Origin of the sequence: Hydrogenophaga intermedia, assembly GCF_000723405.1 — a bacterium.
Taxonomy (GTDB): Bacteria; Pseudomonadota; Gammaproteobacteria; order Burkholderiales; family Burkholderiaceae_C; genus Hydrogenophaga; species Hydrogenophaga intermedia.
In genome coordinates, this window is the sequence record NZ_CCAE010000008.1 from 43185 (window position 1) to 69944 (window position 26760).

Annotated in this window: 13 protein-coding genes; 3 read left to right on the top strand and 10 right to left on the bottom strand. The window is 70.0% G+C overall.

Translation table 11 applies throughout. The features are described 5' to 3' along the window. Positions 1–25: 25 nt before the first annotated feature. Positions 26–1108: a quinone-dependent dihydroorotate dehydrogenase gene (locus tag BN948_RS07505; protein WP_009517142.1), complete on the top strand. Its 1083-nt coding sequence runs from the start codon at positions 26–28 to the stop codon at positions 1106–1108. On the opposite strand, the gene BN948_RS07510 is transcribed toward BN948_RS07505, so the two are convergent. The 8 genes from BN948_RS07510 to BN948_RS07545 form a co-directional block, all read right to left on the bottom strand. Beyond that, positions 1098–2213: an NAD(P)/FAD-dependent oxidoreductase gene (locus BN948_RS07510; protein ID WP_009517143.1), complete on the bottom strand. Its 1116-nt coding sequence runs from the start codon at positions 2211–2213 to the stop codon at positions 1098–1100. The two genes, BN948_RS07505 and BN948_RS07510, sit on opposite strands and share 11 nt — an antisense overlap. Next, positions 2213–2983 (bottom strand): S1C family serine protease, encoded by a 771-nt coding sequence (locus BN948_RS07515; RefSeq protein ID WP_009517145.1) that lies wholly within the window; start codon positions 2981–2983, stop codon positions 2213–2215. Before BN948_RS07515 ends, BN948_RS07510 begins: the two co-directional genes overlap by 1 nt. 2 nt (positions 2984–2985) lie before the next feature. After that, on the bottom strand, positions 2986–4092 hold the full coding sequence (locus BN948_RS07520) for a nucleotidyltransferase domain-containing protein (protein ID WP_009517146.1): 1107 nt from the start codon (positions 4090–4092) through the stop codon (positions 2986–2988). Then, complete coding sequence (locus tag BN948_RS07525; RefSeq protein WP_009517147.1) at positions 4089–5009, bottom strand: HprK-related kinase A; 921 nt, start codon at positions 5007–5009, stop codon at positions 4089–4091. The genes BN948_RS07520 and BN948_RS07525 overlap by 4 nt, the downstream gene beginning before the upstream one ends. After that, positions 5006–5182, bottom strand: a complete 177-nt coding sequence (locus BN948_RS27010; RefSeq protein ID WP_202901757.1) for a hypothetical protein — start codon at positions 5180–5182, stop codon at positions 5006–5008. The genes BN948_RS07525 and BN948_RS27010 overlap by 4 nt, the downstream gene beginning before the upstream one ends. Positions 5183–5298: 116 nt before the next feature. Continuing rightward, positions 5299–5901, bottom strand: a complete 603-nt coding sequence (locus tag BN948_RS07535; RefSeq protein WP_035620994.1) for a hypothetical protein — start codon at positions 5899–5901, stop codon at positions 5299–5301. Positions 5902–6033: 132 nt separating this feature from the next. After that, the gene (locus BN948_RS07540) at positions 6034–7428 is read right to left on the bottom strand and encodes a TIGR03013 family XrtA/PEP-CTERM system glycosyltransferase (protein WP_009517153.1); all 1395 of its coding nucleotides are present in this window, start codon (positions 7426–7428) and stop codon (positions 6034–6036) included. A gap of 104 nt (positions 7429–7532) precedes the next feature. Next, positions 7533–9476, bottom strand: a complete 1944-nt coding sequence (locus BN948_RS07545) for a hypothetical protein (protein ID WP_009517155.1) — start codon at positions 9474–9476, stop codon at positions 7533–7535. 291 nt (positions 9477–9767) lie between these two features. On the opposite strand from BN948_RS07545, the gene BN948_RS07550 reads away from it, so the two are divergent. Further along, the gene (locus BN948_RS07550; protein ID WP_009517156.1) at positions 9768–11867 is read left to right on the top strand and encodes an RIFT barrel domain-containing protein; all 2100 of its coding nucleotides are present in this window, start codon (positions 9768–9770) and stop codon (positions 11865–11867) included. On the opposite strand, the gene BN948_RS07555 is transcribed toward BN948_RS07550, so the two are convergent. Together BN948_RS07555 and BN948_RS07560 are read right to left on the bottom strand one after the other, a co-directional pair. Further along, a complete protein-coding gene (locus BN948_RS07555) occupies positions 11846–12934 on the bottom strand; it encodes a polysaccharide deacetylase family protein (protein ID WP_009517158.1) in 1089 nt (362 codons plus the stop codon). The two genes, BN948_RS07550 and BN948_RS07555, sit on opposite strands and share 22 nt — an antisense overlap. 26 nt (positions 12935–12960) lie before the next feature. Beyond that, a complete protein-coding gene (locus BN948_RS07560) occupies positions 12961–13740 on the bottom strand; it encodes a class I SAM-dependent methyltransferase (RefSeq protein WP_009517159.1) in 780 nt (259 codons plus the stop codon). 405 nt (positions 13741–14145) lie between these two features. On the opposite strand from BN948_RS07560, the gene BN948_RS25520 reads away from it, so the two are divergent. Next, positions 14146–26754, top strand: a complete 12609-nt coding sequence (locus tag BN948_RS25520) for a non-ribosomal peptide synthetase/type I polyketide synthase (protein WP_162182741.1) — start codon at positions 14146–14148, stop codon at positions 26752–26754. Positions 26755–26760 lie beyond the last annotated feature (6 nt).

Here is a 26760-nt window from a genome sequence, read left to right on the forward strand (position 1 = left end):
TGGTCGAAAAACGGCGGATTATCCGATGTCATTCCTTCCCTACGGCGCGGCGCGCCCCTTTCTCTTCGGCCTGGACCCGGAGGCCGCGCATGAGCTGACCCTGGGCGCCATCGCCCGCTTGCAGCGCTCCCCGCTCACCTGCCTGTACAGCCAGCCGCGCGTGAGCGACCCTTTCACGCTCGCGGGCCTGCAATTTCCCAACCGCGTGGGTCTTGCCGCCGGCCTGGACAAGAACGCCCGCTGCATCGACGGCCTGGCGGCCATGGGCTTCGGCTTCGTGGAGGTGGGCACGGTCACGCCCAAGGGCCAGCCCGGCAACCCCAAGCCGCGCATGTTCCGCATTCCCGAGCGCAAGGCCCTCATCAACCGCCTGGGCTTCAACAACGAGGGCCTGGACGCCTTCCTGGCCAACGTGCAGCGCGCGCGCTTCCGCCACGACGGCGGCGCCACGCCCATGCGCCTGGGCCTGAACATCGGCAAGAACGCCAGCACGCCGATCGAGCGCGCCACCGAGGACTACCTGACCTGTCTGGATGGCGTGTATCCGCACGCCGACTACGTCACCGTCAACATCTCCAGCCCCAACACGCAGAACCTGCGCAGCCTGCAGAGCGACGCCGCGCTGGACGCGCTGCTGGGCGCGGTGATGGAACGGCGCGAGCAACTTGCCCAGCGCCACCAGCGCCGCATCCCGGTGTTCGTGAAGATCGCGCCCGACCTGGACGAATCGCAGATCGGCGTGATCGCCGAGACCCTGCGCCGCCACGGCTGCCGCGCCGACGGCCAGGCCAGCGGCGAACTGGGCGTGATCGCGACCAACACCACGCTCTCGCGCGACGCCGTGAAGGGGCTGCGCCATGCGGACGAAGCCGGTGGCCTGTCTGGCGCGCCGGTGCTGGAGGCCAGCAACCGTGTGATCCGCGCGCTGCGCACAGCGCTGGGCAGCTCGTTTCCCATCATTGGCGTGGGTGGTGTGTTGAGCTCGCGCGATGCACTGAGCAAGATCGAGGCGGGCGCGGACCTGGTGCAGATCTACACCGGCCTGATCTACCAAGGACCGGCGCTGGTGTACGAATCGGCCAGGGCCATCGCCGCGCTCAGGAAGTGAGCGTCTCGCGCACCTGTTCGCCGATCGCCAGGCAACTCGTGAGCCCGGGCGACTCGATGCCGAACAGGTTGACCAGCCCAGGCAGACCATGCTGCGCCGGGCCCTGGATCAGGAAATCGGCCGCCGGCTCGCCGGGGCCGCTGATCTTGGGCCGCATCCCCGCGTAACCGGGCTGCAGCGCGCCGTCGGGCAGCGCGGGCCAGTAGCGGCGCACGGCCGCGTAGAAGCCCTCGCCGCGCGCGGGATCGACCAGCAGGTCGTCGGCCCGGTCCACCCATTGCACGTCTGGGCCGAACTTGGCCTGCCCGCCCAGATCGATGGTGAGGTGCACCCCCAGGCCGGCCAGGTGCTGGTCGGGCTCGGGCGCAGGGTAGATCAGCCGCTGGAAAGGGGAGCGGCCAGTGAGCGTGAAGTAGCTGCCCTTGGCGAAGCGCGGTGTGGGCACGCTGCCCGGGGGCAGCGCGGCGATGCGGCCGGCCAGTTCGCAAGCGTGCAAGCCGGCGCTATTGACCAGCGTGCGGGCCAGCAGCCGCGTGCCGTCCCCGCAGACGATCAGCCAGTCCTCGCCCTGGCGCTCGATCCCACGCACCGCGCTGTGGCACACCACCATGCCACCAGCCGCCTCCAGATCGCCCTGCAGCGACAGCATGAGCGCGTGGCTGTCGATGATGCCGGTGGACGGTGACAGCACCGCCCCCAGGCACTCCAGCGCGGGCTCCCGCGCCTTCGCCTCGTCGCGCGACAGCACGACCAGGTCGTGCACGCCATTGGCCGCCGCGCGCGCCACGGTGCCCGGCAGCGCCGCGAGTTGCGAGGACGTACTGGCCACGATCAGCTTGCCGCAGCGCTGATGCGCGATACCGCGCTCGGCCGCGTAGGCGTAGAGCGCATTTTTGCCCTGCACGCACAGCCGCGCCTTCAAGGAGCCGGGCGGGTAGTAAATGCCAGCGTGAATGACCTCGCTGTTGCGCGAGCTGGTGCCGGTGCCGATGCCTGTCTCACGCTCCAGCACGAGGACCTCACGCCCGGCCTGCGCCAGCGCACGGGCCACGGCCAGTCCCACCACGCCCGCGCCCACCACCACGGCATCGACGCGCTCGGCCATCACCGCGAGCCCGTCATCAACTCGCGCACCCGTGCCGACGGAATCGCATAGGCAATGCCCGAGGGCTGGCTCAGGGCCGACTCGCGCGTGCCCTTGATCAGCACCATGTTCATCATGCCGACCACCTCACCGGTCTCCGGCTTGAACAGGGGCCCGCCGCTGTTGCCCGGGTAGGCCACCGCGTCGAGCTGGAAGATGTCGAAGGTGCCGTCGCGCGCGCCGCGGATCGCCGGACCTCGCAGTCGGTCCGCATCCGGGCTCGGGGGCACCGAGGTCGCGATGCTGGACACCATGGCTCGGTGGACCACGTGCGCGTAGCCCAGCACATTGCCGATGGGAAAGCCCATGAAGGCGAGGTCATCGCCCTCGCGCACGGCCGAGGAATCGCCCAGCGGCGCCAGCGGCCCGGGTGGGCCATCGATGCCCAGCAACGCGATGTCGCCGTGGCGCTCGGTGCCCAGCACGCGGGCCTGGCGCATCGACCACGTGCCGTCGCGCTGCCACACCTGCACAACCAGTTGCGCGGGCGGCGCGCCTTCTTCCGGCGCGGGCAATACGTGCGCGCAAGTCACCACCTGAGACGCTCGCCCCGCCAGGAAGCCGGTGCCGCGCAACTGGAAGCGCGGGCTGTCGGTGTCGCGCCAGGTGCCCACCAACACCACAGACGGCTTCATGCGCGAGACGGTGTCGGCCAGCGCGGCACGGGCCGCGCTCACGGCGCCCCACAGGGGCAGTGAGCCGATCATCCCCAGCCAAAGGCGACGCTGCATGCTCAGGCCTCCGTCGGCTTTGGCGCACGCGCCGCCATCAGCGCCTTGCGTGCCAGGTGGCCCGCCAGCAGCCAGGGAGGCATGCGCAGCCAGTGCCCGCGCACATACAGTCCGGCGCGCGCCAGCGCGGTCCAGCGGTCCGACAGCGACGCGTGATCGGGGCGCAGCGCGCGGAGGTACATCGCGTCGAGCAAGCGCCCGCGCCAGGCTGGCGCCGAGTGCTGATGCACCTTCAGGGCCCAGTCGCGCACCTCGGGCGGCAGGGGCGTGCTCAACAGCTCATCCAGGTACACCAGCGCCTGCGCGAGCGGGCGCTCCCAGCGCAACGCCGCGGCGCGCTGCGTCAGCGTCGGCCAGAAGTCCGCGTCCTGCGCGAACTCGAGCACCAGCAATTCGATATCCAGCAGGCCGCGGCAACCGAGTTCCAGCTCACCTTCCGCATAGAGGTGCGCGGCGCTGTGCAGCACCATGTCCGTGGGGCTGAGCGCGTACACCCCTGGGTTGCCCGGAATCGGGCGAATGTCCGCCAGCATGGCCGAAGGATCGGCCCGCAGGCGACCCGACAGCGGCACCAGCGCGTGGTGCACGTCCAGCACCGTGCCGCGGCGCAGGTGGCGCATGGGCGGCAGCTCGTGCATCCAGGTGCGGTAGTAACGCTGGTCGTAGGGGTTGTTGTTGGTGCTTACCCAGCCGCTGAGCATGAGGGCTGATTCCACGTGGGCCAGCCGCTCGCGCGGCACGAGGATGTCGATGTCCGACACCATGCGCCCTTCGCCCACGCGCAGGTCCTGCAGCACGTAGGCCGCGCCCTTGAGCAGCACGAGCGGCAACCCGGCCGACTCGAACACGCGCAGCAGTTGCCCGGTCTCGTGGCGCAGTTCCTCGTGCTGGCGCTGCGCGAGCAGGCGCATCGATTGCAGGTGCCGTGCCACCTCGGGCGGCACGTCGGCCCAGCGGCCCGCCGCCTCGATGCGTTCCGCCGCACGCGCGAGCACATCGGCACGTCGGCCCTGGCGCACCAGCAGGTCCCACTGTCCCGGCGTGAGCGTGCCCAGGCGCTCGGGTTCGCGCAGCGGCAGCAGCAGCAGATCGAGCGCGGGCAGCGTCACGACGACCTCGTCAGCGAATCGAACCAGGTGGTTGCGTCGTCGAGCTGGCTATAGCTCAGGTCGAAGGCCTCGCAGCCGTCGACGAGGTCGGCCAGGCACTCGAAGCCGCGCGGGCCATGCACATGGTGGTTGAAGCTGTTGGAGGCCAGCTCCACCAGCGTCTGCGGCTTCGGGCGTGGCACAGCGCGCAAGGCCGCGCCTCTCTCGAAACGCGGAAAGACGATCCAGCGTGGCGTGGCCGGCAGCGCCGCCTGGCGCAGGCTGGACTCGTTCACCCGCAGGTGCGCCACCATGCCCTTTAGTGTGTCGTGGGCCACGGGGCCGAACACCGCGTCCGGCAGGCGCTGGCGCATCAGCGCGATCGACTCGTTCTTGAGGCTGACGGGCCGCGGAGAGGCGCTCAGTTGCCCGCTCGCCGGGTCGATCAGCGCGAGCTCGTCCGACATCAGGCGCCAGCCCTGCTGCATGAGCCAGGCGCACAGCGTGCTCTTGCCCGAGCCCGGCGGTGCGGGCAAGAGTACGGCACGGCCGTCACGCTCCAGCACGGCCGCGTGCAGCGTGAGCCAGTGGTGGCAATGGCTGGTGACGCACCAGTTCAGGCCCCACTCGAAGAAGGCGAAGGCCTCGCCACGCGCCAGCGGCGTGAACGGTCGCTGGCCATCGACGTCGAGCTCGCAGCGCAGGCCCGTCCAGCCCAGGCGCGGCAGGATGCTCAGGTGGAAATCGCAGAACACCTCGTCATCGCCAAAGTGCTCATGCAGCGCGTACATCCGCTCGATGCCTTCGCGCACCACGGGAATGGGGCTGCGCACGCGCACGGTGAAGGGCGGCACCGACAGGGCCAGGCCGTCGCTGTTGAGCCGGGCAGACAACTCGGCAGGAGAAAGATCGGCGATGCGCCCGCGAAGCGCGCTCACGAAGGTATCCGTTCGATGAAGCCCATGTGCTCGAACTGCGCGAGGTGCTGATTCACGCCGTCGATGTCCTCGGGTTCTGGAGCGGCCTGAAGCAGATGCTGCGCGAGCGCCTCGGCGTCGGCGGGTTGCCCGTCCAGCAAACGTTCGATGAGTTCCGCCGCTACCGGGGACACAGCGCTGAGGCTGCCGTCTGCGGCGTCGTAAACAACGCCCCCCTCGGGCCATCGCCGCAAAAGCAGCGCCTGTGCGCGCCGACAGACCCAGGCGAGCCGGCCGCCTGGCTCCAAGGTCACAGAAACGCGGGACCGTAGACCATGTCGAAGTAGGCCATGGTCTGGCTCAGCGTCCAGGTGGTGCCCGCGAAGGGCTGCCAGACACCCTGGCCGTTCCAGATGGCGCGGCACTGCGACTGCGTGAGCATCACGCGCGACGGATCGTTCTGATAGGCCTTGGCCGTGAGAAACGCGGCAACGACGTGGCGGGCCAGCGCGGCATTGCCCTGGTTGCCACCGTTCTCGAGCACCTGCTGCAGGGTCTTGTTGGTGTAAACACCGCCCGGATTCTGGGTGAAGCCCGTTTCCGTCGACAGGAACTTGGTGGTGGTTTTGTACTTGTTCGGCAAGCCGCCGTCGCGGTTCTTCCAGTAACCGTGCGACTGGCACTCGTAGTCGGTCTTGAGTTCGCGACGCGCGCTCACCTTCATCTGCGCGGCGCGCAGCGACGAGAAGGTGGAGGGTTTGATGCAGGTGTGGTCGCCGGCGAGCACGGTGTTGCTCTTGAGCGCGGCCAACACGGGCGCGGCGCTCAGGCCCGCGCGAACCAGGTGCCGGCGCGAGAGACCGGACGCCGGCGCCTCGGCTTCCTGCACGACGACATCTTCAGAATGGTTCATATCGGACATGGGAACAACCTCCTTCGGCCTGACTGCCAACCCCGCGAGCTTGGCCGCACACATACGGGGTATTGTAGATCGGTCTGTAGCAAAAAGTAATCGTCTGGACGGCCGGCGGGCAGGTTTTCGGGCTCACTGCGCGCCCTTGCCGGTCAGCACCACTCCGACCGTCTCGAACAGGACCACCAGGTCCAGGAACAGGGAGTGGTTTTTCACGTAGTACAGGTCGTACTGCAGCTTCTCGGCGGTGTCTTCCACCGTGGAGCCGTACTGGTACCGCACCTGAGCCCAACCCGTCACGCCCGGCTTGACGCTGTGGCGCACAGCGTAGAACTGGATTTGCTGGGTCAGTTGGTCGACGAAGAAGCCGCGTTCGGGGCGCGGGCCAACGAGGCTCATGTCGCCCTTGAGCACCGAGAACAACTGCGGCAACTCGTCCACCCGCAGCTTGCGAATGACTTTGCCCACGCGTGTCACGCGGCTGTCGCCGGCGGTGGCCCAGCGGGGTACGCCGTCCTTTTCGGCGTCGGTCCGCATGCTGCGGAACTTGACCACGTGGAATGGCCGGTTGCCCAGGCCGATGCGTTCCTGCCGGTACAGCATCGGGCCGGCGCTCTCGAGCTTGATGGCCAGGGCGGCCACCGCCATGATGGGCAGCGAGATGAGGATCAGCACCGAGGCGCCGAGGATGTCGAACACCCGCTTGATGGTGGTGCGCACGATGCCCTGGTTGAAGCCGTCGCCGAAGATCAGCCAGCCCGCCGACACGGCGTCCAGGCGGATCTGGCCGAGGTTCTGTTCGTAGAAGGTGGCGATGTCGGTGACGCGCACGCCGCCCAGCTTGCAATCGAGCAGCGCGCGCATGGGCATGCTGCCGCCGCGGCGCTCGGTGATGGCCACCACGATTTCATCGATGCGCTTGTTCTGCACCAGGTCGGTCAAGGCCAGGTCGGTGGTCACCACCTTGCCCGCCGGCACCTGCTGTTCCTGCTCGTTGGGGCCGGCCAGGTAACCGCAGAGCTCGGCGTTGGCGCCCGGCATCTCCAGGGCGCGCCCCACGGCCAGCGCGCGCGCGCCCGTGCCGAACACCAGCACCCGGCGCTTGGGAATGGCCTTGGGCAGGTACTCGCCCACCAGCACCTGGTAGAGCAGCAGCACGGCCGTGACCATCATGATCAGCACCACCGACCAGGTGCGGCCGTAGAACGCTTCCAGCGGCATCAGCAGCAGCACGGCAACAACGAGCGCCGTGGTCATGCTGAACGACACCAGCGAGCGCGCCAACGCCTGCCGGGTCGACAGGATGGTGCGGCGGTCGTAGAAGCCGAGGGCGGCGTTGATGGCCAGGAAGCCGAATCCCATCAACAGGCCGCGGGTCGCGCCGCGCGCGATCTGCGCCGAGGTAAGGTCTTCGGGCTTGGACAACGCGATCAGCGCGCCCACGAACACGCCGGCCACCAGCGTCACGTCGAGCAGGAGCTGTATGAGTGTGTGTCGGTCGAAGTAGTGGTTGAAGAGTCTGATCACGCGAGGTTCTCCGGACGCGGCCAGGTCGGTGTCCTACGGGTACCCCCTAGTGCATCCTGCCCATTCATCCGAGGATAGTGGGCTGGCCATGTCAACACAATCGCTTACATCCTGCTTTTGTGTGAAGTATTTCGCTCGAACGCCAGACCAAGGCCCAGCGTGATCCACCAGCACCAGGCCACGCGGGGCACTTCGGTCACGCTGATGAGCATGCCCAGGGCCGCGATGGCGACCACGGCGCACAGCCAGGCGCCCGCCAAAGGCTCTCGGGCCAGCAGGCCCCGCCAGACCGAGTGCGTTGTCCAGGCGAGCCAACCCAGCAAGGCCGCCAGTGCGAAGGCGCCGCGCTCGACCAGCACTTCAAGGTAGAGGTTGTCCGCATGCCAGGGCTCGAAATGGCCCTGCGCGGCGGGCAGCCAGTGGGCCGGCCCCTGCCGGAAATCGGGGTTGAGCAAGCGCTGCCGGCCATGCGGGTCGAGGAGTTCCAGGCGCTCGATCTCGACCACCGCGCCCGGCGTCAGCACGGACACGGAAAAGAAGCCTTCGCGCCAGCGGGCCAGCGCCGCATCGGGCGCGAGCGAGTCGCCGAAGAGATCGATCTCGCGCACGACGGGCCCGCGCGCGGTGTCCGTGGCGTGGCGGATGAAGCGCCACTGGCAGCGGCGGTCGTAAAGGAGGTGGCGCTCGCAAACGCTGACCAACAGCCGCAAACCGGGCTGCGCTTCGTAGGACAGGCGCACGCGCCAGGTGCCGGCTTCGAAGTCGGACAAGCGCTGCACCGCGCCGAAACGCAGGCCGTCCAGGCCGGCGTGGCTGGGGCCGTGCAGCCGCATGCGGGGGCCGCCTTCCCCGTCGGCCCATGTCAAACGACCCGGGGTTCCCGAGTCCGGCCGTTCGCCCATGCGCGCGGGCAGCCGGCCAGCGCCGATGCCCAGCATCAGGTCCGCCCCACCGCCGAGCGTCGAGGCCACCGAGCGCCAGTGGTCGAAGCGGTGCGTGAAGTCCTGGCCTGAGCGCGCCAGCCGGTTCGCGATGGCCGTGGCACCCAGCACCACCCAGGCCAGTTGAGCCAGCACCACCAGCACCACCAACGCGTTGCCCAGGCGCGGCGCGCCCGCGCTTTCGCCGGTCGCCGCGAGCGGCGAGCGGCGGTGCAGGACGTACGCCAGCACCGAACCGATCAACACCGCGCCATACAGCCCACGCGACTGGGTCGTCAGCACCACGTGGCAGGCCAGCACGAACAGCGCCGCCGCGGCCCACCATGCCCGCGCGGTGCGCGCGCGCAGCCACCACCAGGCAGCCAAGGGCACGGTCAGACTCAGGTAGGCGTCGATCGCGCCGCCTCCCACATGCATTTCCCAGAACCAGGCCGTGGTGCGATAGCCCGACCACACGTCCAGCAGGCCCGCGTACAGCAGCCGCTCGGCCACCACCAGCGTACAGACCGTGGCCAGCCCCGCCAGGCTGCCGCGCCACCAGGCGACCACCCAGCGCCGCCGGGACGCCGCACCGGCGCCACTTGACCACAGCGGCAGCAGCAGCGCCGCCCAGATCAGCGCTTTACTCGATCGCCAGGTGTTCGCAGGCGACTGGTAGTCAGCGAAGGGGAACGCGGCCCAGGACGGCCAGGCGCCGCCATCGACCCAGGCCCTGGCACCGCCCACAGCGGCCACCCCCAACAGCGCGGCCGACAGGGCCAGCACACGGCGGTCGAGCACCCGATCGGCTGCGTCCCGATCGCCTTCTCGCAGGGCGCCAGCGACCCACACACCCCAACTGCCGGCGGCCACCGCCAGCACCAGAAGGTCGAACTCGTCGAGCATCAGCCAACCCGTGTGCACGGCCTGGCTGGCCCAGGGCAGCACAGCCGGCAGCACATACGCGCCCCAGAGCGGCCGCCAGGCCGTGAGGGCGATGAGCGCCAGCACCGCCGCGCCCAGCCCCAGGGGCAGGATCGGGTGCGCCCAGGCACCGGCCAGGGCCGCGACGGCAGCGCTCAGGGCAAGGGCAGCAGCGGCCGGCGTCTTCAAGGCTCTAACGGTCATGAAGACCAAAATGTATCAATTTGAAACAACCGTTTTTCTCAAGCCGAGGGCTGGCCGTCCCACGGTCTGTCGAGGAGAAACCCGGGCGTTTTCACACGGTTTCGATTTCGCTGGAACTCACATTCTGAATCGATGGCGTCATCAATTCGTGAAATGATTCACGCGCCGCCAAAATACCCTACTCGGTGTTCAACGGCGGAACCGCCCTCCCCGTCCCGCTTTTTCCAGAACCTCAGTGGCCTTCTGTCGGTGTCGTGTGGCCCGACGCAGAGATTGTTTGACCCGTCATCCATGAACACCTACTTTCTCGAGGTTCAGCAGCGCAGGACCATGCTCACGACACTTCTCGCCGCCACCTGCCTTGTGGCCGCTTGTGGCGGTGGTGGGGGCGGCGGTGGACTGGTGAGCGACACGCCATCCCAGGTGTCGAGCGACTCGGCGCCGACGCCGCTGCCCGCGGCCCCCGTTGGTCCCGGCGGCCTGGCTTGCGCCTCGGGGGCCATTACCTGCGTGGAGGTGACATCCGGCAGTGCCCAGAGCAACGTGCCCATCACCTTCGGCCAACCGTTTCGTGTCGGTGACCTCTCCACCAGCCAGGGCCTGCGCGCGCAGGACAGCGCCGGCAACACCGTACCGTTGCAGATGGACGAGGTGTCCACCCAACCCAACGGCTCGGTGCGCTTTGCCGTGCTCAGTGCCTCCGTGCCCAGCCTGCCGGCCAACAGCGCACGCATCATCAACATCTACCCCGCCGCCAAGACCACGCCCAACGTGTCGCTGCCCGCCGCGCCCGCGTGGAACCTGCAGATCACGGCCCGCCTGTCCGACGGCACCACCCTGACGGCCAATCCGCAGGCGCAGTTGCAGCAGCAGATCGCCAATGGCAGTGGCCGCCGCCTGCACGGCCCCGTCGCCAGTGAATTCAACGTGGTGTCGCCGCTGAACGACCGCCTCACGGCCCGGCTGCACGTTCGCCTCTACAAAACCGGCCAGATCCGCACCGACGTGGTGATGGAGAACAACTGGGCCCTCAAGTCCAGCCCCGCCAACGTCACCTACTCGCTCACCGTCACCGCCAACGGCCAGACCCTGCTGTCGCAGCCGTCCTTCACTCATTCGAGCAAGGCGCGCTGGCACCGCGTGGTGTGGAGCGGCGGCAACCCGAACGTGCGTGTGCGCCACCACATGCCCTACTTCCTGGCCAGCCGCGCCACCTGGAACTACAACCTGGGCCTAAGCATTCCCGACAGCGTGCTGTCCGAAGAGGCCCGTTCGCTGGCGAACTCCAACACCAATCCCATGGGCACGGCCAAGCTGACGACCGACATGCCCGGCACCGGCGGACGCGACGAGATCGCCCCGCTGCCGCGCTGGACCGCCCTGTACCTCATCACCCAGGACGACCGCGCCCGCGCCTCCATGCTGGCCAATGCCGACGCCGCCGCCAGCGCCCCCGTGCACTACCGCGACGAGGCCACGGACCAGCCGATCAGTGTCGTCCGCCACCCCGGCATCGCCTTGCGCTACGGCAACTCCAGCCCCGCCGTCCCCAACGGAGGCTCCAGCAACTGGACGCCCGACATCGCCCACCAGGGCTCCTACGCCTACATCCCGTACCTGGTCACCGGCGACGCCTTCTACCTCGACGAGATGATGTTCTGGGCTGCCTGGAACATCGCCGCCAACGACCCCATCTACCGCGAACGCGACAAGGGCCTTCTCATGCCCGAGCAGGTGCGTGGCCAGGCGTGGGGGCTTCGCTCCATCGCTGAAGCCGCCTTCGCGGCGCCGGACTCGCACGCCATGAACAGCTACTTCGACACCATGCTGTCGAACAACATGGCCTGGTTCCTCAATACCTACGGCCCCGGCCGCTCGGGCAGCCTGTTCTCGCCCATGGGCGCGCTGATCTCGCAATACAACAACAACCAGACGCCCTCGTACGAATCGGACTTCTTCGCCACGGTGATGGCCTGGCTGGCCGAGAACAACGTGACCAACGCCGCCACCGTGCTCAACAGCGTGGGCCGCATGCAGATCGACCGCTTCCTGGCCAGCACGCAATCGGCCGGTTTCTGCACCAGCCACGCCGCGGGCTACTGGCTGCAGACCATGAGCGGCGGCAGTTACGTGAACAGCTGGAGCGAGTTCTTCCGCCTCAACTACGGCTCGGCCAGCTGCGGCAGCACGGCCCTCGCGGGCGACCCGGCCTACCCCGACTGGGCCGGTGGCTACGCGGCCGTCGCACGCGGCATGCTGGCCGCGGCCAGCAACGCCAACGCCAACAACGCCGCCAGCGCCTACGCGCGCTGGAAGGGCTTCACGCCGCTGCTGGACTCCGGCGCTCGCGGTTTCTCCAGCGACCCGTCCTACGCGATCGTGCCGCGCTGAGGCGAGAGGGCTTCAGGCTGGAGCGGCGCGGCCGGGCTCACCGGCGTGGCGGCGAGCGCATCGCGCCACAGATCCGTCAGGGTCGAGAACTCGCCGCCCAGCCGATCGCGAAAGTGCGCGCAGACCCGATCAATGCGACGCAGGAACTCCTGAAGGTCCTGGTCGTTGCGCACGTAGGGCGTGTGTCCCGGAGCCAACGAAGGCGAGTGATAGGTCAGGCTGAAGACCCGCACCCCCTGCGCGTACAACGCCTCCATCAGACGGATCTGCGTGTCCGCATCGAAGCCTTCAGGACTCAGGCGCGCACGCCACAGCACGCCCAGCCGGCTCAGCACCGACTGCACGCGAACGCGCTGCAGCAGCGGGTTGTCCCACAGCCCCGCGAAGCGCTGCCCGGCCCACCAGGCACGTCCGCCGTAACCCACCGTCAGCGGTACCTCCAGCAGCTCGCGCGACTCGTTCATGAAGAACGGGTGCATGGACGTACCGAGGAAGTTGGGGCCGTGCACGCGCTCGAAACTGGTGGCGGGCACGAAGCTGCAGTCGATGCGGTAGCCCAGGCGCTGGATCACGCCCAGCGTGCCGGCCCCGACGCCATAGCGCCCGGCCTTGAAGATGAGGGGCCGCTGCCCGAAGGCCTGAGCCACGGCGTCCGTGCTCGCCTCCAGCTTCGCGGCCTCCAGTTCTGGCCGCAGGTTGCCGTGGAATGAGTTGTAGTCGTTGACCTCGTCCTCGAACGGTGGCGTCACCCAGGGGTGGCAGTGCGTACCGAAGTGCGCTCGGCCCGCATCGACCAGGCGGCGCAGGTAGGCCGCCGCTGGCGCCGAACGCGCCACGGCGTGATCGAGCACGTAGGTCGGCACGATGCCGTACTTGTCGAACACCGCGTGCGCGTGGTCCTGCGCCGGAATCGACGCCGTGCCCACTGCGTCGCGGTCGAAGGGTCTGGACCAATCGAACTCCTCCTCGGTGTCCACCACCACGAGCAGGATGGGCCGCCCAGACGAGCGTTGTGCAGGCACCGGGCGCCAGTCCGGGTGCGTGATCGGGCGGTAGCCGGCGACCATCGTGAGGGCGGCTGGGCGCGGTGGTATCAGACCCGGCGCGTGCCGTGCACGGTGACCGTGCGGTAGTAGGCGCCGAGCGAGGGCATGGACGAGGCGATCGCCGCATCGAAGCGATCCGCCGCGTTCACCATCCAGTTGCTGGGCCGCGCGCGCACGGCCTTGGACACCACCGCTGCCGGGAAGGCGAAGAGGTCGGTGTACAGGTGCTTGGGCGCGAAGTAGCGGTCCAGGATGTCAAGCTCCTCGCGCGCCAGTGGCTTCTCGTCGGGCGTGCGCGCTTTCGGCGTGAGCGCGCGCACCAGGCGCGCCACCGGGTTGAGCAGCAGCGGTTCGACGAACAGGATCTCGCCGCCGGGCTTGGTCACGCGCGCGATTTCCTTCACCGCGCGCTCGAACTCCAGGTGGTGCAGGATGGCCGTGCCGAACACCAGGTCAAAGGTGGCGTCGGGGAACTGCAACTCGTGCGCATCCATCAGCTTGAACTCCACCGGCAGGCCCTTGGCCTCGGCCACCTGACGCCCTTTGTCGAGCTCACGGTCGGAGATGTTGATGCAGGTGAGCTGGGTGGGCTTGAGGTTCCACTTGAGGTAGTGGGCCTCCCAGGCCTGGCTGCCCACCTCGAGCACGCGGGTGTTGGTGTGGCGCGTGTGCACGGCGCGGATCAGCTCGTCGCGGCGGCGCCGCGCGGGCCCCATCTGCGTGTACGCCATGACCGCTTCCAGGCGGTCCCGCTCCAGCTCGTCGTTGTCGTATATCTCGGCCTCGCGGCTGACGCGCTGGGCGTCGTGTGAAGTCGGGCTCGTCATGCGGACGCCTCCAATTGAATTGCGCAGGGGCCGGCGTTCATTGGCCAGCGTAACCCGGTGAAACTAGCACAGCGTTTGACATTTGCGTACCTTCGATGCACACCAAAACGTGCAATATCTCCACGAAATGGCGATGCATCAGATGTCAATCATCAACACAATTGCCTTACCGGTACTCGCATCCAGCCGCCAACGGGGCGCTACGAACCGCTTGGCGCCTGACACCCCATACCGCCACCGGTACCGTCAAAAAGTTCACAACCGAGCGGCAACGGGAATTGGCTGGCGGGAACGCCGTGGTTACAGTCGGTTTCGACTGGCGTTATTTTGTATTAGATTCACCGGCTCTGGTTCTACGAGGTGAGGATGGACACGAAAGCTCGAACGGAACCATCGGCACGGCGCGTGTCCCGTTTGGGTGATTGGCTCGTCCTTGCGGCGCAGGCCTGGCCCGAGCGGCCCGCCCTGGAAACCGCCGACGGTCAGACCCTGACGTACCGCGAACTGCTCGCGCGCGTCGAGGACGGCGCGCGCCGCTGGAGCGGCGCGGGCGTGCGCCGTGGCGAGCGCATCGCCATCGCCGCCACGCGCTCGCCCGATTCCATCGTCCACATCCTCACCGCCGCCCACCTGGACGTGGGCTACGTGCCACTGGACCTGGCCTACCCCGCCGAGCGCCTGGTCGCCATGTTGGAGGACGCCCGCCCGCGCGCCGTGGTGGGCGAAGACCAGGCCCTGGCCCAACTGAGCGAGAGCGTGGGTGAACTGCCCACGCTCGAGCACCCTGCCCCCGCCACGACGGACCTGCACGCGGCCGAGCCCGACCTGGCCTACGTGCTCTTCACCTCCGGCTCCACCGGCCGCCCCAAGGGCGTGGCCATGGGCGAGCGCCCGCTGCGCCACCTGATCGACTGGCACGTCGCGCACGCACGCCTGGGCCAGGCCGCGCGCACCCTGCAGTTCGCGCCGCTGTCTTTCGACGTGCACTTCCAGGAGATCTTCTCCACCGTGGCCACCGGCGGCACGCTGGTGTTGGTGCCAGACATCCAGCGCCGCGACCCAGGCCTGCTGCACCGCGCGCTGATCGAGCGGCGCATCGAGCGCATCTTCGTGCCCTACGTGGCGCTTCAAATGATCGCCGACGCCTCGCGCGACGAGGCCCCGCCCCACCTGCGCGAGGTGGTCAGCGCCGGTGAGCAGTTGCAGGTGAGCCCCGCCATCCGCTCCATGTTCCTGCGGCTGCCCGGCGCCGAGTTGCACAACCACTATGGCCCCACCGAAAGCCACGTCGTCACCGCGCACGACCTCACGGGCGACCCGGCGCAGTGGCCCGAGATCCCGCCCATCGGCAAGGCCCTGCCCCATGTGCAGGTGATGCTGCGCGAGGCGCACGACGATGGCGAAGGCTTCACCGTGGGCGAGCTGCTGCTGGGTGGCGAGACATTGGCCAACGGCTACCTGGGCCGCGCCGACCTGAGCGCCGAGCGCTTCCGCACCGACGTCGCTCCCGGCCAGACCTGGTACGTCACCGGCGACCTGGTGCGCCGCGACGAGCACGGCGCGCTCACCTACCTGGGCCGCGCCGACCAGCAGGTCAAGGTCGATGGCTTTCGCATCGAGCCCGGTGAGATCGAACTCGCACTGATGGCGCACGAGAGCGTGAAGGAAGCCGTGGTGACCGCGCCCGAACTGCCCGGCGCGGGCCGCCAGCTCGTGGCGCACGTGGTGCTCAACCCCGGTGTGGCCGGCGATGCGGCCAGCCTGGCGCCCCAGTGGCGCCAGTACCTGCGCGCGCGCATGCCCGAGTACATGGTGCCGGTGCGCTACGTGGTGCTCGATCGCCTGCCCGTCACGCCCAGCGGCAAGATCGACCGGCGCAACCTGCCGCTGCCCGCGGTGGACGCGAGTCCGCTGGACACTGGCAACCCGCTCGAACTCGCGCGTCGCCTGTGGTGCGAACTGCTGGGCGTCGAGCGCATCGCCGACGACCAGAACCTCTTCGACCTGGGCGCCAAGTCGCTGCTCGTGATGCGCTTCGTGGCCCGCGTGCGCGAGGCCGGCGTGCACACCCTCGGTGTGGCCGACGTGTACGACCGCCCCACCCTGGCCGGCATTGCGCAGGCCATGGCCGGCACGGACAACGCGCCGCGCCGCCAGCGTCGCGCGGCACCTGCCAACGCCACCGGCGGCATCGCCATCGTGGGCATGGCCGTGCGCGTGCCGGGCTCGCCCGACCTCGAATCCTTCTGGCAGAACCTGCTCGACGGCCGCGAGGGCATACGCCACTTCCGCCCCGACGAACTCGACCCCTCGTTGCCCGATGAGCTGCGCGCGCGCCCGAACTTCGTGGCCGCGCACGGCGCGCTCGACGACGTCGAGCGCTTCGACGCCGCGCACTTCGGCGTCTCCGCGCGCGAGGCCGTGATGCTCGACCCGCAGCAGCGCCTGATGCTGGAGCTCAGCATCACCGCGCTGGAGCACGCGGGCATCGATCACACGCGCACCCACGACCGCGTGGGGGTGTACGCGGGAACCGGCAACAACGCCTACGCGCTCGCGCTGCGCCAGGAGAACCCCGAACTCATCCGCCAGGTAGGCGAGTTCGCCACCATGCTGGCGAGCGAGAAGGACTACGTCGCCACGCGCATCGCCAACCGCCTCAACCTCAAGGGCCCCGCGCTCAGCATCCACACCGCCTGCTCCACCAGCCTGGTGGCCGTGGCGCAGGCCTGGCACGCGCTGGCCAGCGGGCAATGCGACATCGCGCTGGCCGGTGGCGCCAACGTGCACGCGCCGCAGGCCACGGGCTACCTGCACGTGGAAGGCGGCATGGAATCGGCCGATGGCCACTGCCGTCCCTTCGACGCGCAAGCCAGCGGCACCGTGTTCGCCAGTGGCGGGGGCATGGTGGTGCTCAAGCGGCTGGACGACGCCATCGCTGCCGGCGACACCATCTACGCGGTGGTGCGCGGCGTGGGCATCAACAACGACGGCGGCGACAAGGCCAGCTTCACCGCGCCCAGTGTCACGGGGCAGCTCGAGGCCATCCGCATGGCGCTGGAGCACGCCGACATCGATCCGCGCAGCATCGGCTACGTCGAGGCGCACGGCACCGCCACCGCGCTCGGCGACCCGATCGAGATCAGCGCGCTCAGCAAGGCCTGGGCCGAGGACACGGCTGACACGCAGTTCTGCGCCATCGGCTCGGTCAAGAGCAACATCGGCCACCTGGCCGCCGGCGCCGGCGTGGTGGGCCTGGCCAAGGCCGCACTCGCACTGCAGCGTGGTGTCATCCCGGCCACGCTGCACTACACGCAGCCCAACCCGCAGATTCACTTCGAGCGCACGCCCTTCCAGGTGGTGGCGCGCAATACGCCCTGGACCGAAGGCCATGGCGAGGCGCCGCGCCGCGCGGCCGTCAGTTCTTTCGGCGTGGGCGGCACCAACGCGCACGTGGTGATCGAAGCCGCCCCTGCCTCTGCTCCCGCCTCGACGGAAAGCGCCAGCGGCGGTCAGCGCTGGGTGCTGCCGCTCTCCGCCCGCACCGCCGACGAGGCCCTGGCCCGCGCCCGCGCTCTGGCCGAGCACCTGCAGGCCCACCCCGAACTGCCGCTGCCCACCGTGGCCGCCACGCTCATGCGCGGGCGCCGCGCGATGGCGCATCGCCTGAGCGTGGTCGCCACCTCCACCGCGCAGGCCATCGAGGCGCTGCGCGCGGCGAAGTCCCCCACGGCCGCGCTCGCCGCGCCGCGTCTGGTCTTCCTGTTCCCCGGCCAGGGCTCGCAGCACCCCGGCATGGCGCGCCAGTTGTTCGACGAGGTCCCCGCCTTCGCCGAGGCCCTGCAGCGCTGCACCGAGGCGCTCAAGCCCCTGCTCGGCGGCACCGACCTGCTGCCCTGGCTCGTGCAAGCCGACCCGGCCGACGAAGCCATCGCGCGCCAACTCGCCGACACGCGCCACGCGCAGCCCGCGCTGTTCGCCATGTCTTATGCGCTGGCGAGCTGGCTCGACAGCCTGGGCGTGAAGCCCGCCGCCCTCATCGGCCACAGCATCGGCGAATACGCCGCCGCCTGCCACGCCGGCGTGCTCTCGCTCGACGACGCGCTGGCCGCCGTGGTCGCGCGCGGCCAGGCCATGGCCGACCAGCCGCCCGGCGCCATGCTCGCCGTGCGCCTGGGCGCCGACGAACTGCGCGCGCGCCTGCCCGCCACCATCGACATTGCCGGCATCAACGCGCCCACGCTCACCGTGGTCGCCGGCCCCTTCGACGCCGTCGAATCGCTCGCGAAAACCCTCGAAGCGGCCGACGTGCACTGCACGCGCCTGCGCGTCTCGCACGCCTTCCACAGCGCCAGCATGGACGGCGCGCTGCCGCGCGTGCAGGCCGCGCTCTCCAAGGCCCGCCTCAGCGCGCCGCGCCTGCCCGTCTACTCCTGCGTCAGCGGCGCACCGCTCACCGCGGCCGAAGCCACCGACCCCGCCTACTGGGCGCGCCAGGTGCGGGCGCCGGTGCGCTTCAGCCAGGCGGTGAACGCCGAACTCGCACAGGGCGATTGCGTATTCCTCGAAGTCGGCCCCGGCCAGGCCTTGTCGGCCCTGGTGCGCCAGCACCGCGGCGCGCAGAACGCCGCGCCACGCAACCTGGCCCTGCTCGGCCCCGCCAACCAGCCTGGCGAGCCGGCCGCGCACGCGCTCGCCGCCATCGGCGCGCTGTGGAGCGCGGGCGTGGACATTTCCTGGCCCGTGGCCGCCAGCGCCCCGCGCGCGGCCCTGCCCACCTACCCCTTCGGCGGCGAGCGCCACTGGTTCACACGCCGCGCCCCCGCCACACCCCTTTCACCGACCGGTGCTTCCGCACCTCAGCAGGCCCCCATCGCCATGAGCCGTCTACCCGCCGTCGAAGCCGAACTGCAACGCATCCTCAGCGATGTCTCCGGCATCCCCGCCGACGAGATCACCCCCGAGGCCACCTTCGTGGACCAGGGGCTGGACTCGCTCTCGCTGACGCAGGCCACGCTGGAGATCGAGCGCGTGTTCGGCGTCAAGCTGCGCTTTCGCCGCCTGCTGGAAGACCTGGACAACACGCGCAAGCTGGCGACGCTGCTCGACGCCGAGATGCCGCCCGAGCGCTTCGCGCCACCCGCGCCTGTCGCGGTGGCCGCCGCACCAGTCGCAGCCGAGGCCACCGCCCAGCCGCTGACCATGGTCGCGCCGCAAGCCATGGCCCTGCCCGCCTTCAACGCCGCCCCGTTGGCCGCCGGCCAGGGCGGCGCGCTGCACACACTCATCCAGCAACAGATGCAGCTCATGGCGCAGCAGCTCGCGCTGCTCGCGGGCACTCCGGTGGCCGCAGCGCCCGCCACCACCGCGCCGGTCGTGGCCTCCGCCGCTGCGGCCAGCGTGGCCGCCCCCGTGGCCCGCGCCAACGCCCCTGCCCCGGCCCCCGCGCCCGCTGCCAGCGCCGACACCAGCGAACAGCCCTCCATCAAGTCCCTGGTCGAGAAGCCCTTCGGCGCCTCGCCCCGTCTCACGCTGCAAGCCGGCCAGGACTTCACGCCCGCGCAACACCGCTGGATCGACGACTTCATCGCGAAGTACAACGCGCGCACCGCGAAGTCCAAGTCCTTCAGCCAGGACAACCGCAAGGTCATGGCCGACCCGCGCGTGGTCACCGGCTTCAACCCGATGTGGAAGGACCTGGTCTACCCCATCGTCGTGGACCGCTCCAAGGGCGCCAGCCTCTGGGACCTGGACGGCAACGAGTACATCGACCTGCTCTCCTGCTTCGGCGCCAACATGCTCGGCTACCAGCCCGATTACCTGTTGCAGGCCATGCACGAGCAGCTCGACCGCGGCCTGGAGGTCGGCCCGCAGCACCCGCTGTCGGCCGACGTGGCGCACCTGATTTCCAAGTTCACCGGCATGGAACGCGTGGGCTTTTGCAACACCGGCTCCGAGGCCGTGATGGGTGCCATGCGCATCGCGCGCACCGTCACCGGCCGAAAGAAGATCGCGATCTTCAGCAACTCGTACCACGGCATCTTCGACGAGGTCATCGTGCGCGGCACCAAGCAGCTGCGCTCGCTGTCAGCCGCGCCGGGCATCCTGGCCAACGCGGTCGAGAACATCCTGGTGCTGGACTGGAACAGCGAAGAATCGCTGAAGGTGCTGCGCGAGCAGGGGCCGCAGCTCGCGGCCATCATGACCGAGCCGATCCAGAACAAGTACCCCAACATCCGCCCGCGCGAGTTCGTGCGCTCGCTGCGCGAAATCGCCGACGCCAGCGGCTGCGCGCTGATCTTCGACGAGGTCGTCACCGGTTTTCGCGTGGCACGCGGCGGCGCGCAAGAGTTCTACGGCGTGCGCGCCGACATCTCCACCTTCGGCAAGGTCATCGGCGGTGGCCTGCCCTTCGCGGCCATCGCCGGCAACGCCAACTGGCTGGACGCGCTGGACGGCGGCCACTGGCAGTACGGCGACAACTCCTACCCCGAAGCCGGCGTCACCTACTTCGCCGGCACCTTCGTGCGCCACCCGCTGGCCCTGGCCGCGGCCAAGGCCTCGCTCGAGCACATCGACCGCGCGGGCCCGGCCTTCTACAGCGAGATCAACAGCCGCACCCAGCGCATGATCGACCGCCTCAATGCCGGCTTCGCCCAACGCGGCGCACCCTGCAACGCGGTCAACTGCGCCTCCATCTGGCGCCTGCACTGGGACGACGGACAGAAGAACGTCAGCCTCTTCTACTACCTCATCCGCCACCTCGGCCTGCACGTCTACGAACAGTTCGGCCACTTCGTGACCGAGGCCATGACGGAGGAGATCACCACCCGCATCGCCGACACCATCCTCAAGGCGCTTGACGAGCTGATGGCCCTGGGCTTCATCACCCGCCGCGACGGCGGCTCGCCCGGCGGCGGCCTGCCCCTGGACGCCGCGTCGAACACCCCGGCCACGTCCGCCCCCACCGAGGCCGCTCTCGCCCCCGGCCAGACCGAGCGCTGGCTGGTCGGCGCCTTCGACGACAACGCGCGCCGCGCGCTCAACGAATCCTTCTGCGTGAGCCTGCAGGGCACTGTGGACAAGGCCGCGCTGCGCCAGGCCCTGCAGGACGTGGCCACGCGCCACGCCGCCTTCCACCTGAGCTTCGACACCACCGAGCCGCGCCAGAGCCTGCGACCCGCGCAGCCCGTGGCCATCGCCGAGGTGGACCTGCGCGGTGAGGCCGATGCCGACGCCGCGCTCGACGCCTTCTGCACCCAGGCCAGCCAGCGCGACTTCCCCTTCGACCAGGCCCCACTCGCCGCCTTCAGCCTGCTCGACCTGTCCGATGGCCGTGTCGTCGTGCACGTGGTCGCCAGCCATTTGATCTTCGACGGCTGGGCCTCCAGCGTCTTCAACGCCGAACTCGCCGAGGCCTATCAGGCGCGCCGCCAGGGCACGGCACCCAGCTTCGCCAAGCCCGCCGAATCGCCGCTGGCCTTCGCCATCGCCGAGCAGGCGCGTCAGGACGGCCCGCAGGCGAAAGAAGCGCTGGCGTTCTGGACCGATGTGATGCGCCAGCCGCCGCCGCCCGTGAACCTGGGCGACCGAAGTCCGCCGGGCCCGCGCCAGTTCAGCGCCGACACCGTGCGCGTGCGCATCGACGGCGCGCGCCTGGAGCAACTGCGCGCCCGCGCCAAGGCGCGCGGCGCCACGCTGTTCCAGTGGCTGCTCGCCGCCGTCACGCGCCTCATCCACGAGCGCAGTGGCCAGGGCGAATTCGTCGTCAGCATTCCCTACGCCAGCCAGTCGCTGCAGCGCCACGGCCCGCTCATGGCCGACGGCGTGCTCGACCTGCCGCTGCGACTGTCGTGCTCACCGCAGGACACCGATGAGGCGCTGCTCACGCGCGTGCGCTCGCACCTCATGGATGCCTTGGAGTACCCGGTCATGACGCAGGGCACCCTGGCCCGCGCCCTGGGCCTGCCCAGCCGCGGCGACCGCCCGCCGCTCACCGGCATCTACTTCAACCTCAACCCCAAGGTCGATCTCTCGGGCTACCTGCCGCTGCGCGCCGCCATGCACGAAGGCCGCAAGCAAGGCCTGCTGGCCGAGCTGTTCTTCAACTTCTACGAGCAGGACGCGGCGCTGACGCTGGACCTGCACCACAGCGCCGAGTTCTTCAGCCTCGAACGCGCGCAGGCGCTGGTGGACGGCCTGCTGGCGCAGATCGATCGGCTCAATGGCTCGCCTGTTGCAACGACGAAGGTCGCGAGCGCGCCAGCCAAGTCCGCAGCCCCCGCCATCGACCCGCGCATCGCCGCCTGGAACCGCGCCACCGACGTGCCCTTCGACGTCACCACACGCGTCGAAGCCTCCATCACGCGCCAGGCCCAGGCCACGCCCGACGCCGTCGCCGTCATCGCGCGCGGCGAGTCGCTCACCTACGCACAACTCGACCAACGCGCCAACCGCTTCGGCCAACTGCTGGCCCAGCGCGGCATCGGCCCCGGCTCGCTGGTCGGCGTGTGCCTCTCGCGCGGCCCCGAGCTCGTGCCCGCGCTGCTGGGCATCCTGAAAACCGGCGCCGCCTACGTGCCGCTGGACCCGAACTTCCCCAAGGACCGCCTGAGCTACATGGCCGAGGACGCCGAGCTGCGCCTGGTCATCACCGAATCCGCGCACGCCGCGCTGGCCGGCCTGCCGCGCGAACGGCAACTGCGCGTCGACGACGACCGCGCCCTCATCGACGCCGCGCCCGCCACCGCCCTGCCCGCGCCGCACAACCCCAGCGGCGACGCGCCGGTGTACGTGATCTACACCTCCGGCTCCACCGGCAAGCCCAAGGGCGTGGCCGTGCCGCAGCGCGCCGTCAGCAACTTCCTGATGACCATGCAGCGCGAGCCGGGCCTCACCGCCAGCGACCGCCTGCTCGCGGTCACCACGCTGTCGTTCGACATCGCGGTGCTGGAGCTCTACCTGCCCCTGGTCACCGGTGCCTGCACCGTGCTGGCCCAGCGCGAGGAGATCATGGACGGCGAGGTGCTGGGCCGCCTCATCGCCGATCAGCGCATCAACGTGATGCAGGCCACCCCCACCACCTGGCACATGCTGCTGGACGCCGACTGGCGCGCGCCCGCGAACTTCCGCGCCCTGTGCGGTGGCGAGCCGCTGCCGCCCTCGCTGGCCGCGAAGCTGCTGGACCAGGACATCGAGCTGTGGAACATGTACGGCCCGACCGAGACCACCGTGTGGTCCACGCTCAGCCGCATCACCGACGCCACACAGAAGATCAGCATCGGCCACCCCATCGCCAACACCCAGGTCTGGGTGCTCGACGAGCAGGGCAAGCCCTGCGGCATCGGCCAGGAAGGTGAGCTCTGCATCGGCGGCACCGGCGTGGCCAATGGCTACTTCAAGCGCCCCGAACTCACGGCCGATCGTTTCGTGCCCGACCCGTTCAGCACCGTGCCCGGCGCCCGCCTCTACCGCACCGGCGACCTCGCCCGCTGGCTCGACAACGGTGGCCTCGAACACCTGGGCCGGCTGGACTTCCAGGTCAAGATCCGCGGCTACCGCATCGAACTCGGCGAGATCGAGGCCCGCCTGGCCGCGCTGCCCGGCATTGCGCGCACCGTGGTGATGGCGCGCGAGGACACGCCCGGCGACGTGCGCCTGATCGCCTATGCCGTGCCTGCGGCTGGCGCCACGCCCGAGCCCGCCGCCCTGCGCGACGCCCTGCGCGGCGGCCTGCCCGACTACATGCTGCCCCAGCAGGTGGTGCTGCTCGATGCCATGCCGCTGCTGCCCAACGGCAAGATCGACCGCAAGGCCCTGCCCGCGCCCGTCGCCACCGCGCCGGTGTCCAGCGGCCCGCTCACCGCCGCCGCCACCGACACCGAGCGCGCTGTGCTGGAGGCCATGCAGGCCGTGCTCAAGCTGCCCGCCATCGGCGCCGACGAGGACTTCTTCGCCCTCGGTGGCCACTCGCTGCTCGCGGCCAAGCTCATGGGCCAGCTCAACAAGGGCCTCGGTCTGCAGTTGAACCTGCGCGTGCTGTTCGAATCGCCCACGGTGCAGAAACTCGCGCGCGCCATCGACGAGCAACGCGGCGGCAAGGCCCCGCAACGCCCGCCGCTGGTGCACCAGCCCGAGCGCCGCCAGGCCCCGCTCACGCTCATGCAGGAGCGCATCCGCTTCATCGAGGAGATGCACCCGGGCCGCGTGGTCTACAACGTGCCCTCGGCCCACCGCCTGCGCGGGCCCATGGACGAGGTCCTGTTTGACCAGGCCTTCCAGGCCATGGTGCGACGCCAGGCCTCGCTGCGGACCATCGTCGTGCGCGACGGCGACACCTGGGTGCAGCGCACGCTGGACCACGTGCCCTGCTCGCTCCTGCCGGTGGAAGACCTGAGCCACGTGCCCGAGGCCCGGCGCGAGGAGGCCATGACCGAGCTCGTGACCACCTGGGTGGCCCAGCCCTTCACGCTGGACCAGGCCCCGCTGTTTCGCGCGCGCCTCATCCGCCTGGACGAGCAGCACCACATCTTCTTCTTCATGACCCACCACGTGGTGTGGGACGGTTGGTCCTTCGACCTGCTGTACGAGAACATGAGCGCGTTCTACACGGCCCTGCTGGAACAGCGCGAGCCCGTGCTGCCCGCCATGCCGCTGCAGTACCTGGACTTCGCCGCCTGGCACAACGAGTGGATGGAAAGCGAGGAGATCGCAGGCCAGCTCGACCACTGGCAACGCCCCTTCCTCAAGCGCCCCGTGCCGGCCGCGCTGACCGACCTGCCGCGCCTGCCCGGCGCGCAGCGCGTGGGCGCCACCGAGTACATGCACTTCGAGCCCGCGGACGCCGAGCGCGTGCGCGAAGTGGCCAAGCAGACCGGCTCCACGCTGAGCATCGTCGCGCTGTCGGTGTACGCCGTGCTGGCCTCGCAGTTGTTGCACGACCCGGAACCCACCATCGGCGTGCCCGTGCGCGGTCGTCCGCACCCGGACCTGGAGCCCATCATGGGCTTCTTCAACAACATGCTGCCGGTGCGCCTGGCCGTGCGGCCCGAGATGAGCTGGCTGGAGTGGATCAAGCACGTGCGCGCCACCATGGTGGACGCCTTCGCCAACCAGGACGTGCCCTTCGAACGCCTTTCCGCCGCGCTGGAGACCGCGCAGCCCGGCCTGCATGGCCGCCTCTACCAGGCGCTCTTCACCTTCCAGGACGCCCGCGCACGCCCCGCCAACTGGGGCCCGCTCACGCACCAGCGCACGCGCTTCAAACACCGCGGCGCCACCGAAGACCTGAACTTCTGGCTGGTGGAAATTCCCAGCGGCATCGAAGGCGGCATCCAGTACGACACCCAGCTCTTCCTGCCCAGCACCGCACAGTTGCTGCACAAGCGCTTCGTCGCCGCACTGATGGGCCTGGCCGCCGACCCGACCCGGCGCGTTGCCGAGACGCTCACGCCCAGTGCCGCCGAACTCGAGCAACTGCGTGCCCTCGATGCCGCGCCCATCAGCGGCCACGACCTGCTCAAGGCCCTGGCCCGCGCCGATGGTGCCGTGCTGAACCATGCCGGCACGACCCTGGACGGTGCCGCGCTGCAAGCCCGCGTGGCCGCCGCACGCGAGAAGCTGGGCGCGGGCAGCGGTGCCGTGGAGATCACGGCCGACGACCCGATCGACGCATTGGCCGGCGCCCTCGCCGCCTTCGGCGCGAACCGCGCCGTGCGCTGGGCCGGCGGCGCCGACACCGACGCCCGCCGATGGAGCGACACCGCCGAAGCCCTGGCCGCGCAGGTGCAATTGCTGCCGGGTGATCGCCTCGTCGTCCACGGCGGCGCGCCCGGCCTGCGCCTGGCCCTGCTGGGCCTGGCGCTGCGCCACGGGGTGGAACTGGTGCTGGCCGACGACACGACCGCACCCCAGGCCCTGGAGGCCTTGCACGCCGACAACACCGCCCTCGTCTTCGCCGACGCCAACGGCTGGGCCACCCTGCTGCGGGCCAACGCCGGCCGCGCGCTCTCGCTCATCGCCGCGCTGGACGTGCGCGAGGCCAGCCCCGAGCTGATGCAGGCCCTGGCCGACGCCCAGGCCAGCGCCCTCAACCTGGCCCTCGACCCCGCCACCGGCCAGCCCCTGGCCATGGGCTGGGCGCACGGCCCCGCCGACCACGACACCTTCGGCAAACCCCTGCTGCGCGACACCCTGCGCATCGGCGACTCGGCCGATCGCCCCGCCGCCATCGGCGTGGCCGCGCCGCTGTGGGCGCGTGGTGCCGACGGCACCTGGCGCGCCACCGGCACGCTCGCGCGCTGGCGCTCCGACGGCGTGCTGCAAGCCATCGGCGAAGACGGTGCGCACGCCGTGCTCGGTGGCCAGCGCCTCGCGCTCGACGCGCTGGAGCGCGACATCGGCCAACTGCCCCTGGTGGCGCGCGCCGCCGCCGCGCTGCGCGTGGGCCCTCAGGGCGAACGCCACCTCCTGCTCGGCCTGGAGCCCGATGCGAACCTGCAGGACAGCGGCCTGGACGCGCTGCTGCAGCGCGTGAACCAGCGCCTGGCCCAGCTCGTGCCTGCCGCCGCGCGCGCCCATGTGGAAGTGATCTGCTACGACCGCCTGGCCACCACCGCCGAAGGCCGCCTGGCGCCTGCCTTCTCACGCCTTCGCCGCCGCGACAACGCCGCCCCGGCAGCCGACCACTTCCAGGGCACCCCCACCGAGCGCGAGATCTTCCTCGTCTGGAGCGAACTGCTGGGCACCACGTCCATCCGCCGCAACGACAACTTCTTCGACCTCGGCGGCACCTCGCTGAGTGCCATGCAGGCCGTGCAGAAGCTGGAGAAGCGCATCGGCCAGCAAGTGAGTCCGCGCCGTCTGGTGTCTGAAACCCTGGCCCAACTGGCCGCTGCCTGCGACGGCCAGGCCGGTGCGCCCGCCAGCGACACCCGCACCGAGGCCGCCACCAGTGCCCCGAAGAACGGCGGCGGCCTGATGTCCCGGCTGCGCCGTCTGGTGCAGGGCGCGTGACAGCCA